Origin of the sequence: Ensifer sp. Root954 (assembly GCF_001429005.1) — a bacterium.
In the GTDB taxonomy this organism is placed as follows: Bacteria; Pseudomonadota; Alphaproteobacteria; order Rhizobiales; family Rhizobiaceae; genus Ensifer; species Ensifer adhaerens.
In genome coordinates this window covers 44,498-57,461 of sequence record NZ_LMJM01000005.1, presented here as the reverse complement: position 1 = coordinate 57,461, position 12,964 = coordinate 44,498, and the positions used below count along the sequence as shown (strand labels likewise).

At 62.8% G+C, this 12,964-nt stretch carries 10 protein-coding genes; 5 read left to right on the top strand and 5 right to left on the bottom strand.

What is annotated here, in order from left to right; translation table 11 throughout:
- Positions 1 to 179: 179 nt before the first annotated feature.
- The 4 genes from mmsB to ASE71_RS05430 form a co-directional block, all read right to left on the bottom strand.
- Positions 180 to 1,076, bottom strand: coding sequence for a 3-hydroxyisobutyrate dehydrogenase (gene mmsB / locus ASE71_RS05445; RefSeq protein ID WP_060520534.1), 897 nt, complete (start codon positions 1,074 to 1,076; stop codon positions 180 to 182).
- Between the two features lie 58 nt (positions 1,077 to 1,134).
- Entirely contained in the window at positions 1,135 to 2,193 is a 1,059-nt protein-coding gene (locus ASE71_RS05440) for an enoyl-CoA hydratase/isomerase family protein (RefSeq protein ID WP_060520533.1), read from the bottom strand.
- Between the two features lie 23 nt (positions 2,194 to 2,216).
- Positions 2,217 to 3,359, bottom strand: coding sequence for an isobutyryl-CoA dehydrogenase (locus ASE71_RS05435; protein ID WP_060520532.1), 1,143 nt, complete (start codon positions 3,357 to 3,359; stop codon positions 2,217 to 2,219).
- A gap of 117 nt (positions 3,360 to 3,476) precedes the next feature.
- Positions 3,477 to 4,895 carry a helix-turn-helix domain-containing protein gene (locus ASE71_RS05430; protein WP_029742744.1) on the bottom strand — a complete coding sequence of 473 codons (1,419 nt, stop codon included), beginning with the start codon at positions 4,893 to 4,895 and terminating at the stop codon, positions 3,477 to 3,479.
- Positions 4,896 to 5,052: 157 nt separating this feature from the next.
- Between ASE71_RS05430 and ASE71_RS05425 the strand changes: the two genes are divergently transcribed.
- The 5 genes from ASE71_RS05425 (at position 5,053) to ASE71_RS05405 (ending at position 12,444) form a co-directional block, all read left to right on the top strand.
- The gene (locus tag ASE71_RS05425; RefSeq protein WP_060520531.1) at positions 5,053 to 6,585 is read left to right on the top strand and encodes an acyl-CoA carboxylase subunit beta; all 1,533 of its coding nucleotides are present in this window, start codon (positions 5,053 to 5,055) and stop codon (positions 6,583 to 6,585) included.
- A 35-nt stretch (positions 6,586 to 6,620) separates the two neighbouring features.
- Positions 6,621 to 6,887 (top strand): hypothetical protein, encoded by a 267-nt coding sequence (locus tag ASE71_RS05420; protein WP_060520538.1) that lies wholly within the window; start codon positions 6,621 to 6,623, stop codon positions 6,885 to 6,887.
- 30 nt (positions 6,888 to 6,917) lie between these two features.
- Positions 6,918 to 8,921, top strand: coding sequence for an acetyl/propionyl/methylcrotonyl-CoA carboxylase subunit alpha (locus ASE71_RS05415; RefSeq protein WP_060520530.1), 2,004 nt, complete (start codon positions 6,918 to 6,920; stop codon positions 8,919 to 8,921).
- A 40-nt stretch (positions 8,922 to 8,961) separates the two neighbouring features.
- Positions 8,962 to 11,100, top strand: coding sequence for a methylmalonyl-CoA mutase (gene scpA, locus ASE71_RS05410; protein WP_060520529.1), 2,139 nt, complete (start codon positions 8,962 to 8,964; stop codon positions 11,098 to 11,100).
- An 81-nt stretch (positions 11,101 to 11,181) separates the two neighbouring features.
- A complete protein-coding gene (locus ASE71_RS05405) occupies positions 11,182 to 12,444 on the top strand; it encodes a hypothetical protein (protein ID WP_060520528.1) in 1,263 nt (420 codons plus the stop codon).
- Here ASE71_RS05405 and ASE71_RS05400 read toward each other — a convergent pair.
- Positions 12,425 to 12,964, bottom strand: coding sequence for a hypothetical protein (locus ASE71_RS05400; RefSeq protein ID WP_060520527.1), 540 nt, complete (start codon positions 12,962 to 12,964; stop codon positions 12,425 to 12,427). The two genes, ASE71_RS05405 and ASE71_RS05400, sit on opposite strands and share 20 nt — an antisense overlap.

Sequence of the window (12,964 nt, the reverse complement as noted above, 5' to 3'; positions counted from 1 at the left end):
GCCGCCCTCGTCAGTGATCGGGCTTATAGACCCCCATCCTCACAGACGTCAACAGGGATTTTCATGGGCCCGACATAAATCTCACAACACATTGAAATTAAACGGTATTTCTATCCACAGGCAGCAGCAGCCACTTTCCGCCCGCTTAAACGGGCGGAAATCGATCGGCACGGGATGAATTAACCGGCCTTGGCCTCGTCGTTCCCGCGCAACAGACGGATCAGCGCCGAAAAATCCTCGCCACCATGGCCGAGTTTCTCGAACATTGAATAGAGCTGCGCGGCCTGCGCGCCCATCGGCGTCGTCGCACCAGCGGCACTCGCTGCCTGCTGCGACAGCTTCAGGTCCTTCAGCATCAGGCTTGCGGCAAAGCCCGGCTTATACTCGTTGTTGGCGGGCGAGGTCGGAACCGGGCCCGGCACCGGGCAATAGGTCGTCAGCGACCAGCACTGGCCGGACGACGTAGAAGCCACGTCAAACAGTGCCTGGTGCGACAGGCCGAGACCCTCGGCCAACACGAAAGCTTCGCAGACACCGGCCATGGAAATGCCGAGGATCATGTTGTTGCAGATCTTCGCCGCCTGACCGGCGCCCCCACCTCCGCAATGGACGATTTTCTTGCCCATGGCGTCGAGCAGCGGCTTGCCGCGCGAAAAAGCCTCGTCGCTGCCGCCGACCATGAAGGTCAAGGTGCCAGCCGCAGCACCACCAGTGCCACCGGAAACCGGTGCGTCGAGCGAGGGGCAGCCGATCTTTTCGGCGAGCATATGAGCTTTCCGGGCGCTATCGACGTCTATCGTCGAACTGTCGATCAGGAGCGTGCCCGGATCGACGAAGCCGAGAAGTTCATCCCAGACGTAGAGGACATGGGCGCCGGCCGGCAGCATGGTGATGACGCATTCAGCACCGCGCACCGCATGTGCTATCGAGCCGGCGACGGAAACGCCGGTCTTCGCCGCGGCGTTGCGCGAAGCCTCAGACAGGTCGAAGCCTGTGACCGCGTGTCCCGCCTTCACCAGATTGGCGGCCATCGGACCGCCCATATTGCCGAGCCCGATAAAGGCGATCTTCGTCATGTCATTCCTCCTCGCATTGAAACTCGGCCAAAACCGAACTGCGCCCCATCCTCAGGCGCTAGAACAGTGGCGGGTGATCTTTGCGCGCAAATCGCGCGAGCCTATCGGGCGTCACGTCGGCAAGTCCAACCGACCATTTCGGATTGCGGTCCTTGTCGATCACAGCGGCACGCACGCCCTCATAGAAATCGGGATTGGCGAGCATGCCGAGCGTCGCGGAGTATTCGCGCTCAAGGCATTCGTTCAGCGAAGCACTGCGGCGGCCGGCGCGCAGGAGATCGAGCGTGAGCTTCATGCTGAGCGCGGAACGGGAGTTCAAGAGCGCGAGCGTCTCCCTGGCAAAATCGGAACCATCGGCTTCGAGCGCCGCGAGGATCTCTTCGATCGTATCGAAGGCAAAGCAACGGTCAATCAGGGCAAGATGGCCTTGAAGCGGCGTTGCCGGAGCTTCCGAAGCATGCCTGGCAATCACGCCGTCGACATCCACGCTGCCCGCGCTCGGCGCAAGTGCGGCGAGATCAGCGATCAAGGCTTCCAGCTTGTCCGCAGCGACAAAACTGTCCGCGAGCCGCGCAAGGATCGTGTCGGCAGCAACGATGTCCCGGCCGGTGAGACCGAGATAGGTGCCGAATTCACCGGGCGCCTTCGGCAAAAGCCAGGTGGCCCCGACATCCGGGAAGTAACCGATGCCGGTTTCGGGCATTGCAAGCCTGGTGCGCTCGGTAACGATCCTATGGCTGCCGTGGGCGGAGATTCCGACGCCACCGCCCATGACGATGCCGTCCATGATGGCGATATAGGGCTTGCGGTAGCCGGAGATGCGGCTGTTGACGACGAACTCCTCGCGCCAGAACTGGGCGCCCTCCTCCGGCCGCTCGCGGCCGCTTTCATAGATCATGCGGATATCGCCGCCGGCGCAAAGCCCGCGCTCGCCCTCGCCGGTGACAAGCACGGCAGCGACCGCCGGATCGTTCTCGAATTCGGTCAGGGCCGCCGCGATTAACCGGATCATCGGCACGTTGAGGCTGTTCAGCGCGCGCGTGCGGTTCAACCGGATCCGGCCGACCACGCCCTGGCGCTCGACGATCACTTCCGGTGCTGGCGTCTGCATTTCCATGAGCGGTCTTTCCCGTTTCTGGCCTATTTCCGGCCGATAAGCGAACGCGCCACGATGAGGCGCATGATCTCGTTGGTGCCTTCCAGGATCTGGTGCACCCGAAGGTCCCTGACAATCTTCTCGACGCCATAATCGGCGAGATAACCATAGCCGCCATGAAGCTGCAGCGCGTCGTTGGCGACGGCGAAGCAGCGGTCGGTGACGAAGCGCTTGGCCATGGCGCAGAGCTTCGTCGCTTCCGGGTCGCCCGCATCGAGCGCCGAAGCGGCACGCCAAAGGAAAGTGCGGGCGATTTCGACATCGGTCGCCATGTCGGCGAGACGGAACTGTAGCGCCTGGAATTCGCCGATCGCCTTGCCAAAGGCGCGCCGCTCCTGAACGTAGGCCAGCGCCCTTTCGAAGGCCGATTGAGCACCGCCGAGCGACGCGGCGGCGATGTTCAAGCGACCGCCATCGAGCCCGCCCATGGCGATCTTGAAGCCGTCGCCTTCGCCGCCGAGGCGATTTTCAGCGGGTACGCGCACGCCATCGAGCATGACGGCGCGGGTCGGCTGCACGTGCCAGCCCATCTTCTTCTCGTTGGCGCCGAAGGTCAGGCCCGGCGCATCCTTCTCGACGATGAAGGTCGAGATCCCCTTGGGGCCGTCTTCGCCGGTGCGCGCCATGATCACATAGAGGCCGGATTCACCGGCGCCGGAGATGAACTGTTTCTGGCCGGTCAGCACATAGCTGTCGCCTTCCTTGACCGCCTTTGTCTTCAGTGCCGCCGCATCCGAACCGGAACCGGGCTCGGTCAGGCAGTAGCTCGCGAGCACGTCCATGGTCAAAAGCTTGGGCAGCAGCCGCTGGCGCTGCTCGTCGGTGCCATAACGGTCGATCATGCCGGCGCACATATTGTGGATCGACATGAAGGAGGCGACGGCGGGGCAGCCGGTCGCCAACGCCTCGATGATGATCGCAGCGTCTAGCCGGGTCAGGCCCGTGCCGCCGACATCGTCACGGACGTAGATGCCGGCCATGCCGAGTGCGGCGGCGCCGCGCAACGTGTCGACCGGAAAATGCTTCTGCTGATCCCAGTCGATCGCGTGAGGGGCAATCTCGTCGCGGGCGAAATCGAGCGCCATCTGACGAATGGCCTCCTGTTCCTCCGACAGGCGAAAATCCATATGCATGTCCTCCCTGACCGCATAGTCGAGCAATTAGGGCCTAGTTACACCAAACCTCCGGCAGGCCCATATGCAACTTCTCACAGGGTCTGTTCAAAAATGAACAGACAAGCCCAATCAGTTCTCACTTAGACGATACGGCAGAGCGCCGCGTAAGTCATGATCCACAATCAGGCGACGCTTCAATGGCGGTACGGCGCGGCTGGCGCATTTCGTGCGCTCGCAGATGCGACAGGAAATGCCGATCGGATCGAAGGCGGCGCGGTTGCCGAGATCCATGTCGTCGGCATAGACGAAAGCATCGGCGTAGGAGATCTCGCAGCCGAGTGCCAGCGCATAACGCGGCTGCGCGGCGCGAAAACCGCCGCCACCCTTGGTGATCTGGGTGGCGAGACAGAGGTAGCGCACGCCGTCAGGCGTTTCGGCGAGTTGCCGGATGATTCTGCCCGGAGTCTCGAAGGCCTGGTGCACGTTCCAAAGCGGACAGGCGGCACCGAAGCGGGCGAATTGCAGCTTCGCGGCGCTATGGCGCTTGGTGATGTTGCCGGCGCGATCGATGCGGGCAAAGAAGATCGGAATGCCCTTCTGCCCCGGCCGCTGCAGGGTCGAAAGGCGGTGACAGACCTGCTCCAATGACGCGCCGAAACGGGCGGCGAGCAGCTCGATATCGTGCCGCAAGTCGCGGGCGGCCTTTGAGAACGCCTGATAGGGCAAGATGAGCGCACCGGCGAAATAGTTCTGCAGGCCGATGCGACAGATCTCATAGGCCTCTTCCGTGCGGAAACCGGCGCTGCCGGCCACCCGGTCGATCTCCTCGCGGGCATGAAGCTGGGCGATCTGCAGGGCGATCTGAAAGTCGCGCGTCGCTGGCGGCGCGTAAGGATTGAGCGTCAGGATACGGGCACGCGGATCGAAGCGACGGATCGCCTCGTCGCCGGCAGCACCGCGCACAACACGGACGCCATGGCGCTGCTCCAGATAGCTTGCAAGCGCTGCATGATTGTCGCCTTCGCCGAGCCCGAGTTCGCTCGCCAGGCGCTCCGCGAGTATATCAATCTCGTGGATGTAGTTGTCGACGAAATGGAAGAAGTCGCGCACTTCCTCATAGGGCGTCGTTTCGACGAAGGGGCCGCCGCGGCCGATGGTGTCGTCGATGCTCGCAAGCTGTTCGCTGTTGCGGCGGTAGGCCTGGTGGCAGGTGATCAGCGCATGCGCCAGGCCTGGCGCGTTCTGGGCAACGAGCTTCAGCTCCTGCAGGCTCGCCGAATAGGTCTCGAACAGGGGGTCGCTGAGCGCTTCCGAGAGCGCCGAAAGCAGGCGATCGCCCTCCCCGGTCGAAAGCTCGGAGATGTCGATCTGGAATTTTTCGGCGAGCGCCAAAAGCACCGCCGCCGAAACCGGCCGCTGGTTGTTTTCGATCTGGTTGAGATAGCTGGTGGAAATACCGATGCGTTCAGCGAACTGACCTTGCGTCGCCTTGTTCGCTTCCCGCAGTTCCCTGACCTTGCGGCCGATGTAGAGCTTGCCGATCGCCATGTTTGCAACTTTGCAATTTATGTTTCACAAAATACTCTATTTCACATTTGCACATGAAGAGACGTTTTTCCATGCCGTCTTCGACGCTATTGCGAAGCTCGAAGCGCCTCTGCACAATCGTTGAAAAAGCCGGGCATCAAAAAATCGGGAGGGCACCATGCGCGCCATATTAGAACAGGTCGAAGCCCGCAGGGCGGAAGCAAGAGCCGGCGGCGGCCAGCGGCGGATCGACGCCCAGCACGGCAAAGGCAAGCTGACGGCGCGCGAACGCATCGAGGTGCTGCTCGATGAAGGCTCCTTCGAAGAATACGACATGTACGTCACGCACCGCTGCGTCGACTTCGGCATGGAAGGCCAGAAGGTCGCGGGCGACGGCGTCGTCACCGGCTGGGGCACAATCAATGGCCGCCAGGTCTATGTCTTCTCCCAGGACTTTACGGTGCTCGGCGGTTCGCTGTCGGAAACGCATGCGCAGAAGATCTGCAAGATCATGGATATGGCTGTTCGCAACGGCGCGCCGGTCATCGGCCTCAACGACTCGGGCGGCGCCCGCATCCAGGAAGGCGTGGCTTCCCTTGCCGGCTATGCCGAGGTCTTCCGCCGCAATGCCGAAGCCTCGGGCGTCATCCCGCAGATTTCGGTCATCATGGGGCCCTGCGCCGGCGGCGCCGTCTATTCGCCGGCCATGACCGACTTCATCTTCATGGTGCGTGACTCGTCCTACATGTTCGTGACCGGGCCCGACGTCGTAAAGACCGTGACCAACGAGATCGTCACGGCCGAAGAACTCGGCGGTGCGGGCACGCACACGAAAAAGTCCTCCGTCGCCGACGCAGCCTACGAGAACGACATCGAAACGCTTGAGCACGTGCGCCTGCTCTTCGATTTCCTGCCGCTCAACAACCGAGAGAAACCGCCGGTCCGTCCCTTCCACGACGACCCGGCGCGGCTCGAAATGCGTTTGGACAGCCTGATCCCCGATAGCGCCACCAGGCCCTACGACATGAAGGAACTGATCCTTGCGCTCGCCGACGAAGGTGATTTCTTCGAGCTGCAGCAGAGCTTTGCCCGCAACATCATCACCGGCTTCATCCGCATGGAGGGCCAGACAGTCGGCGTCGTCGCCAACCAGCCGATGGTGCTTGCCGGCTGCCTCGATATCGACAGCTCGCGCAAGGCCGCGCGTTTCGTACGCTTCTGCGACGCCTTCTCGATCCCGCTCCTGACGTTGGTCGACGTGCCCGGCTTCCTGCCTGGCACGGCGCAGGAGTATGGCGGCGTCATCAAGCACGGCGCCAAGCTGCTCTTCGCCTATAGCCAAGCGACCGTGCCAATGGTGACGCTGATCACCCGCAAGGCCTATGGGGGCGCCTACGACGTCATGGCCTCCAAGCACATCGGCGCCGACGTCAACTATGCCTGGCCGACCGCCGAGATCGCCGTGATGGGCGCCAAGGGCGCAACAGAGATCCTCTACCGCTCGGAACTCGGCGATGCCGAGAAGATTGCGGCGCGCACCAAAGAATACGAGGAGCGCTTCGCCAATCCGTTCGTGGCTGCCGAGCGTGGCTTCATCGACGAAGTGATCATGCCGCATTCGTCGCGTCGCCGCATCGCTCGTGCCTTCGCATCCTTGCGCAACAAGCAGGTCGATGTCCGCTGGCGCAAGCACGACACGATCCCGCTCTGATGGAGGCGACGATGGAACGGGAGCCGGAACGCGTAATGACACCGGAAGAGGCCCGACGCGACCACTGGCAGATGCTGCGCTACATGACCGTCAACGCGCTGATCGGCGTTGCGATCGGGGCCATAACGGCCGGCGTGCTGATCTGGCTCAATATCGGCGCGGTCGGCACGCACATCATACGCTCGACGAACCCGGTACTCGCAACCCTCATGGTCGTGGTGCCTTTCGCGTTGCTCTTTGGAGGTGCTGCCGCAGCATCCTCGATCGCGCTTCTGCCCTATCGCCGCAAGTTCAAACGCTGACGCGCAGTCCGGATTTGAAAGAGAAACAAGATGTTCAAGAAAATCCTCATCGCCAACCGTGGTGAAATCGCCTGCCGCGTCATAAAGACTGCGAAGAAGCTCGGCATCGCAACGGTCGCGGTCTATTCCGACGCCGATCGCGACGCGATGCATGTGCGCATGGCGGATGAGGCGGTGCATATCGGCGCCTCGCCCTCGGCGCAGTCCTATATCGTCATCGACAAAATTATCGATGCGATCCGCAAGACCGGCGCCGATGCCGTTCATCCGGGCTATGGCTTCCTTTCGGAAAATGCCGCCTTTGCGCAAGCCCTGGAAAAGGAAGGCGTTGCCTTCATCGGCCCGCCGGTTGGAGCCATCCAGGCGATGGGCGACAAGATCACCTCGAAGAAGCTCGCGGCCGAAGCGGGTGTCTCCACGGTTCCGGGCCATATGGGTCTGATCGAGGATGCCGACGAGGCGGTTCGGATCGCCGGTTCGATCGGTTATCCCGTCATGATCAAGGCTTCGGCCGGTGGCGGCGGCAAGGGCATGCGCATCGCCTGGAACGACCAGGAGGCACGCGAAGGCTTCCAGTCGTCGAAGAACGAAGCGAAGAACGCCTTTGGCGATGACCGCATCTTCATTGAGAAATTCGTGACCGAGCCACGCCATATCGAGATTCAGGTGCTCGGCGACAAACACGGCAATACGCTTTACCTGGGCGAACGCGAATGCTCGATCCAGCGACGCAACCAGAAGGTCATCGAAGAAGCCCCCTCGCCCTTCCTTGATGCCGAGACCCGCAAGGCCATGGGCGAACAGGCGGTCGCGCTCGCCAAGGCCGTCGGCTATCATTCGGCCGGTACCGTCGAGTTCATCGTCGACGGCAAGCGCAATTTCTACTTCCTCGAAATGAACACCCGCCTACAGGTGGAGCATCCGGTGACCGAGCTCATCACCGGGCTCGATCTCGTCGAGCAGATGATCCGTGTTGCGAGCGGCGAAAAACTAGCCTTCGGCCAGGACGACGTAAAGCTCAATGGCTGGGCTATCGAAAGCCGGCTCTATGCGGAAGACCCCTACCGCAATTTCCTGCCGTCGATCGGTCGGCTGACGCGCTATCGTCCCCCGGTCGAGGGCAGACGCGAAGATGGCACGGTGACACGCAACGATACCGGCGTCTTCGAGGGCGGCGAGATCTCGATGTATTACGACCCGATGATCGCCAAGCTCTGCACCTGGGGGCCGGATCGCAAGACGGCAGTCGATGCCATGGCCGATGCGCTCGATCAGTTCGAGGTGGAAGGCATCGGTCACAACCTGCCGTTCCTTGCAGCCGTCATGCAACAGCAGCGGTTCCGAGAGGGCCGGCTGACCACGGCCTATATCGCCGAGGAATTCGCCGACGGCTTCCACGGCGTTGCGGCCGACGAGCAGTCGCTTCGCAAGATCGCAGCCGTCGCCGTATCGATCAATCAGGTGCTGCAGGAGCGCGCCAGCCAGATCTCCGGCACGATCGGCAATCACCGTCGCATCGTCGGTCACGACTGGGTGGTCAGCCTCGGCGATCACAACTTCGCAGTCACCGCTGGCGCGTCTGCCGATGGTGCCTATGTCCGATTTGCCGACGGCGCCTCGGTTACGATCGCCGGTGACTGGGCTCCCGGCCGCACCCTTGCCACCTTCAACATCGACAATGAGCCCTTGAGCGTCAAAGTCGATCGGGTTGGAACCGCCATCCGGCTCCGCTGGCGCGGCATCGACACCATTGCCCACGTCAGAAGCCCGCGGGTTGCGGAGCTGGCGCGGCTGATGCCGAAAAAGGCGCCACCGGACACGTCGCGCATGCTGCTCTGCCCGATGCCGGGTGTCATCACCTCGGTCACGGTCAAGGCCGGCGACACCGTCGAGGCCGGGCAGGCTCTTGCCGTGGTCGAAGCGATGAAGATGGAAAACATTCTGCGCGCCGAAAAGAAGGCCGTGGTCAAGCGCGTGGCGGTCGCCGCCGGCGCCAGCCTCGCGGTCGACGAACTGATCATGGAATTCGAATGATGGCGACGGCTGTCGACGCCATCATCCAGGAGAACATCCGATGACCGAAAAGACCACCAAGGACTGGGAAACGCTCGCCGAGCGTGAACTGAAGGCAGCGCCGGAAAGCCTCACCTGGCAGACGCCCGAGGGCATTGCGGTGAAGCCGCTTTATACGGCCGGCGACCTCGACGGCATCGATCATTTGGATTCGCTGCCGGGCTTCGAGCCTTTCGTGCGTGGTCCGCGCGCGACCATGTATGCCGGGCGTCCCTGGACGATCCGCCAATATGCCGGATTCTCCACGGCCGAAGCTTCGAACGCCTTCTATCGGAAGAATCTCGCGGCCGGACAAAAGGGTCTTTCCGTCGCCTTCGACCTTGCGACCCATCGCGGCTACGACAGCGATCATCCGCGCGTCGAAGGCGATGTCGGCAAGGCAGGGGTTGCGATCGACTCGGTCGAGGACATGAAGATCCTGTTCGACGGCATTCCGCTCGACGAGATGTCGGTCTCGATGACCATGAACGGCGCGGTCATTCCGATCCTCGCCTCCTTCATCGTCGCCGGCGAGGAACAGGGCGTTTCGCGCGACAAGCTCTCGGGGACCATCCAGAACGATATCCTCAAGGAGTTCATGGTCCGCAACACCTACATCTACCCGCCGGAACCCTCGATGCGCATCGTCGCGGATATCATCGAGTATACGGCGAAGGAGATGCCGAAGTTCAATTCGATCTCGATCTCCGGCTACCACATGCAGGAAGCCGGCGCGACGCTGGTGCAGGAGCTTGCCTTCACGCTCGCCGACGGGCGCGAATATGTGCGGGCTGCCCTTGCCAAAGGGCTGAACGTCGACGAGTTCGCCGGGAGGCTTTCGTTCTTCTTCGCCATTGGCATGAATTTCTTTATGGAAGCGGCGAAGCTTCGGGCGGCGCGGCTGCTCTGGACCCGGATCATGAAGGAGTTCGAGCCGAAGAAGCCGTCTTCGCTGATGCTGCGCACCCATTGCCAGACCTCGGGCGTCTCGCTGCAGGAGCAGGATCCCTATAACAACATAATCCGCACCGCTTTCGAGGCGATGTCGGCCGCCCTTGGCGGCACGCAATCGCTGCACACCAACTCCTTCGACGAGGCGATCGCGCTGCCGACGGAGTTTTCAGCGCGCATCGCTCGCAACACGCAACTGATCCTGCAGCACGAGACCGGTGTCACCAAGGTCGTCGATCCGCTTGCCGGTTCCTACTATGTCGAGAGCCTGACCAATGAACTTGCAGAAAAGGCCTGGGCGCTGATCGAAGAGGTCGAGGCGATGGGCGGCATGACCCGTGCGGTCAACGCCGGCCTGCCGAAGCGACTGATCGAAGAGGCCGCGACGCGCCGCCAGGCCTCGGTCGACAAGGGCGAGGAAATCATCGTCGGCGTCAACAAGTACCGGCTCGACAACGAGGAGCCGATCGACATCCTGGAAATCGACAACAGCGCCGTGCGCGCCGCGCAGATCCGTCGCATCGAGGAAACGAAGCGGCGGCGCGACAGCGCAAAGGTGAAAGAGACCCTGGCCGCGGTTTCAAAGGTCGCCTCGACCGGCGAAGGCAACCTCTTGGCGGCCGCCGTCGAAGCGGCGCGGGCGCGTGCGACCGTCGGCGAAATCTCCGATGCGATGCGCGGCGCCTTTGGTGACCATGCCGCAACGCCCAAGGTCGTCAGCAAGATCTATGGCAAGGCCTATGAGGGCGAGCCTGAACTCGAGGTGCTCTCCGGCCGCCTCGACGAGGTTTCGGCAAAACTCGGCCGCAAGCCGAAAATCATGGTCGCCAAGCTCGGCCAGGACGGCCACGACCGCGGCGCCAAGGTGATCGCGTCGGCCTTTGGCGACATCGGCTTCGACGTGCTTGCCGGCCCGTTGTTCCAGACACCGGAGGAGGCGGCCGACATGGCGCTTGCGAGCAAGGTCAATGTCATTGGCGTCTCTTCGCTCGCAGCCGGCCACAAGACGCTGATGCCGCAATTGGCCGAAGCGCTGAAAAAGCGTGGCGGCGAGGATGTCATCGTCATCTGTGGGGGTGTCATCCCTCGCCAGGACTATGACTACCTGATGGAGAACGGCGTGTCGGCGGTCTTCGGCCCTGGCACCAACGTGCTCGATGCGGCACGCGCGGTGCTCGACCTGATCGAGGGCAAGCGCCGCAACATCTGACGCCGGGCGACGCGGAGGACATCCTCTCTCCGTTCGCCCCGAGCGGTTGTCGTAACCGGCCGACGCAACTATGGTGTCGGCATGACGTCGATCGCCGAAGTGTTCGGACCCTTTGCCCTGATGGCGCGCCTTCTCGCCCGCTTCTGGCCGCAGCTCCTGCTGCTCGGTGCCTGCGGCGCCATCGTGCACGATCTCCTGATGCGGGCAGCCGTCTGGATCGGGATGCAGCATCCGCTCGGCGGCATGGTCACGCTCTCCCTCGTCGTGCTGGCGAAGCTCGTCGTCATCGTGCTGATGTTCATGGTCCTTCGCCCGGGCTTGCCGGCGCTCGAAGCGCTCCGGCAGCAGCCGGCAGCGGCGCCTGTCGAGACCAAGGTGCCGAAGGCCGACCGCAGGCTGCTCGCCGTCACCGCCGCCGCCCTCCTGCCGTTCTTTGCCTACTACGCCGCCTGGGGGCTTCTCGGCGATACCGTGCGCGAATATTCGCGGTCAGCACTTGCTGCCGTCGCTTTCGGCGAAAAAGCCAACTTCTTCGATATTCTGGGGTCGCGCGGCGTTCTCGTGTCGATCGCGCTCTGCTGGCTTGTACGCTGGGGCGCAAAACGCATGAGCAAGCTGAGCGAAGCGCCCGTCTGGCGTCTTCTGATTGTAGCCGCAGATGCAAGCTGGATCTTCATCGGTCTCTACGGCCTGTCGGTCTGGAAGGACCAGGTGATCACCTGGCTTGGCGCCGGCAAGCTTCTGAGCATGAACGGCTTCGCCTTCGCCGGCATTGCGCATGCCGCCGAGACCTTCGTGCCGGTGGAATTGAGAAAACCTGACTGGGATAGCCAGGCCACAGGCCTGTTCTTCTATGCGCTCCTTCCGGTCGTCTGGCTGGTCATGGCGGCCATCATCAACGGCTACGAGCTTTCGAGCGCAACACCGCGCACCCGGCCGGCATCGCCAAAGCCGCGCCGCGCCCGCACGCTGCGCAAATGGGTCGCCGATTTTCTCGACCACTTCATCGGCGATTATCGCTCCCGCTATGCGCCGATCTGGACCTGCCTGAAGCTGACGCTCGGCTCGGGGCTGGCGGCACTTTTCGCCTTTATCATCGCCTACAATGCCATTGCCTGGCTCGGCGCCTGGACGTGGTACGCGGCAACACGGACGCTGGACGTGGGAGATCTTGCGAGCTGGCGGCTCGTTTTCGATGCCGTGAGCCTTTTCATCGGCAGCCCCAGCGATCTCAACGGCGGCATCGTGCTCGATGCACTGCGCATCACCCTGCTGGCGGCGATGCTCGAACACGCCGTTTCCCGTCAGGCCGATAAGGCCGAGATCAACTACGCGTCCACTTGAACACCAGCGTCTCGTCACTGGCGCCGGGAAATTCGATCCGCAGCGAAAGGTCCCGCGCCTCCGCCGGAACGATGAAGCTCTCGGCCATGCGGACGGGGCTGCCGGCCTTGGCATCCGTAAAGGCCAGGACACTGCAGCGCTGACGCTCGGCCACCTCCGGATACATCTCTCGCACGATCGGCTCGGTCAGGGTGACCGGTTCGAAGCGGCGCCCTTTGTCGTCGATCAGTCGAACGCGGCAGGCGCCCTTCGACAAAGCGGCGAGATCGGTCGGCGATGCCTCGAATTCGGTAAGAATGACGCGTGCGTCGTCGGTGCGCGGCAGGCGTCGCATATCCATAAGCTTCCATTGCCCGCCGGCGAAGGCCTGCGCCGCTCCATCCGCAACGACGACTTCCGGGCTACCGCCGGCGAGCCATTGGCTCTCACCAAGGCTTTCCCATGCGCGGGCGACGAAGGCGAGCGGCAGCGCGACGATCAACGCGAGCAGGCAGGTCCAGAAGGTGCGTTTCTCGCTCAT

Bases quoted from the DNA above. Each gene is read 5' to 3' on its own strand.
- ASE71_RS05425 (WP_060520531.1), top strand. From the start codon at position 5,053: ATGCGCGCCATATTAGAACAGGTCGAAGCCCGCAGGGCGGAAGCAAGA.
- scpA (WP_060520529.1), top strand. From the start codon at position 8,962: ATGACCGAAAAGACCACCAAGGACTGGGAAACGCTCGCCGAGCGTGAA.
- ASE71_RS05440 (WP_060520533.1), bottom strand. From the start codon at position 2,193: ATGGAAATGCAGACGCCAGCACCGGAAGTGATCGTCGAGCGCCAGGGC.
- ASE71_RS05415 (WP_060520530.1), top strand. From the start codon at position 6,918: ATGTTCAAGAAAATCCTCATCGCCAACCGTGGTGAAATCGCCTGCCGC.
- ASE71_RS05420 (WP_060520538.1), top strand. From the start codon at position 6,621: ATGACACCGGAAGAGGCCCGACGCGACCACTGGCAGATGCTGCGCTAC.
- mmsB (WP_060520534.1), bottom strand. From the start codon at position 1,076: ATGACGAAGATCGCCTTTATCGGGCTCGGCAATATGGGCGGTCCGATG.
- ASE71_RS05405 (WP_060520528.1), top strand. From the start codon at position 11,182: ATGACGTCGATCGCCGAAGTGTTCGGACCCTTTGCCCTGATGGCGCGC.
- ASE71_RS05435 (WP_060520532.1), bottom strand. From the start codon at position 3,359: ATGGATTTTCGCCTGTCGGAGGAACAGGAGGCCATTCGTCAGATGGCG.
- ASE71_RS05400 (WP_060520527.1), bottom strand. From the start codon at position 12,964: ATGAGCGAGAAACGCACCTTCTGGACCTGCCTGCTCGCGTTGATCGTC.
- ASE71_RS05430 (WP_029742744.1), bottom strand. From the start codon at position 4,895: ATGGCGATCGGCAAGCTCTACATCGGCCGCAAGGTCAGGGAACTGCGG.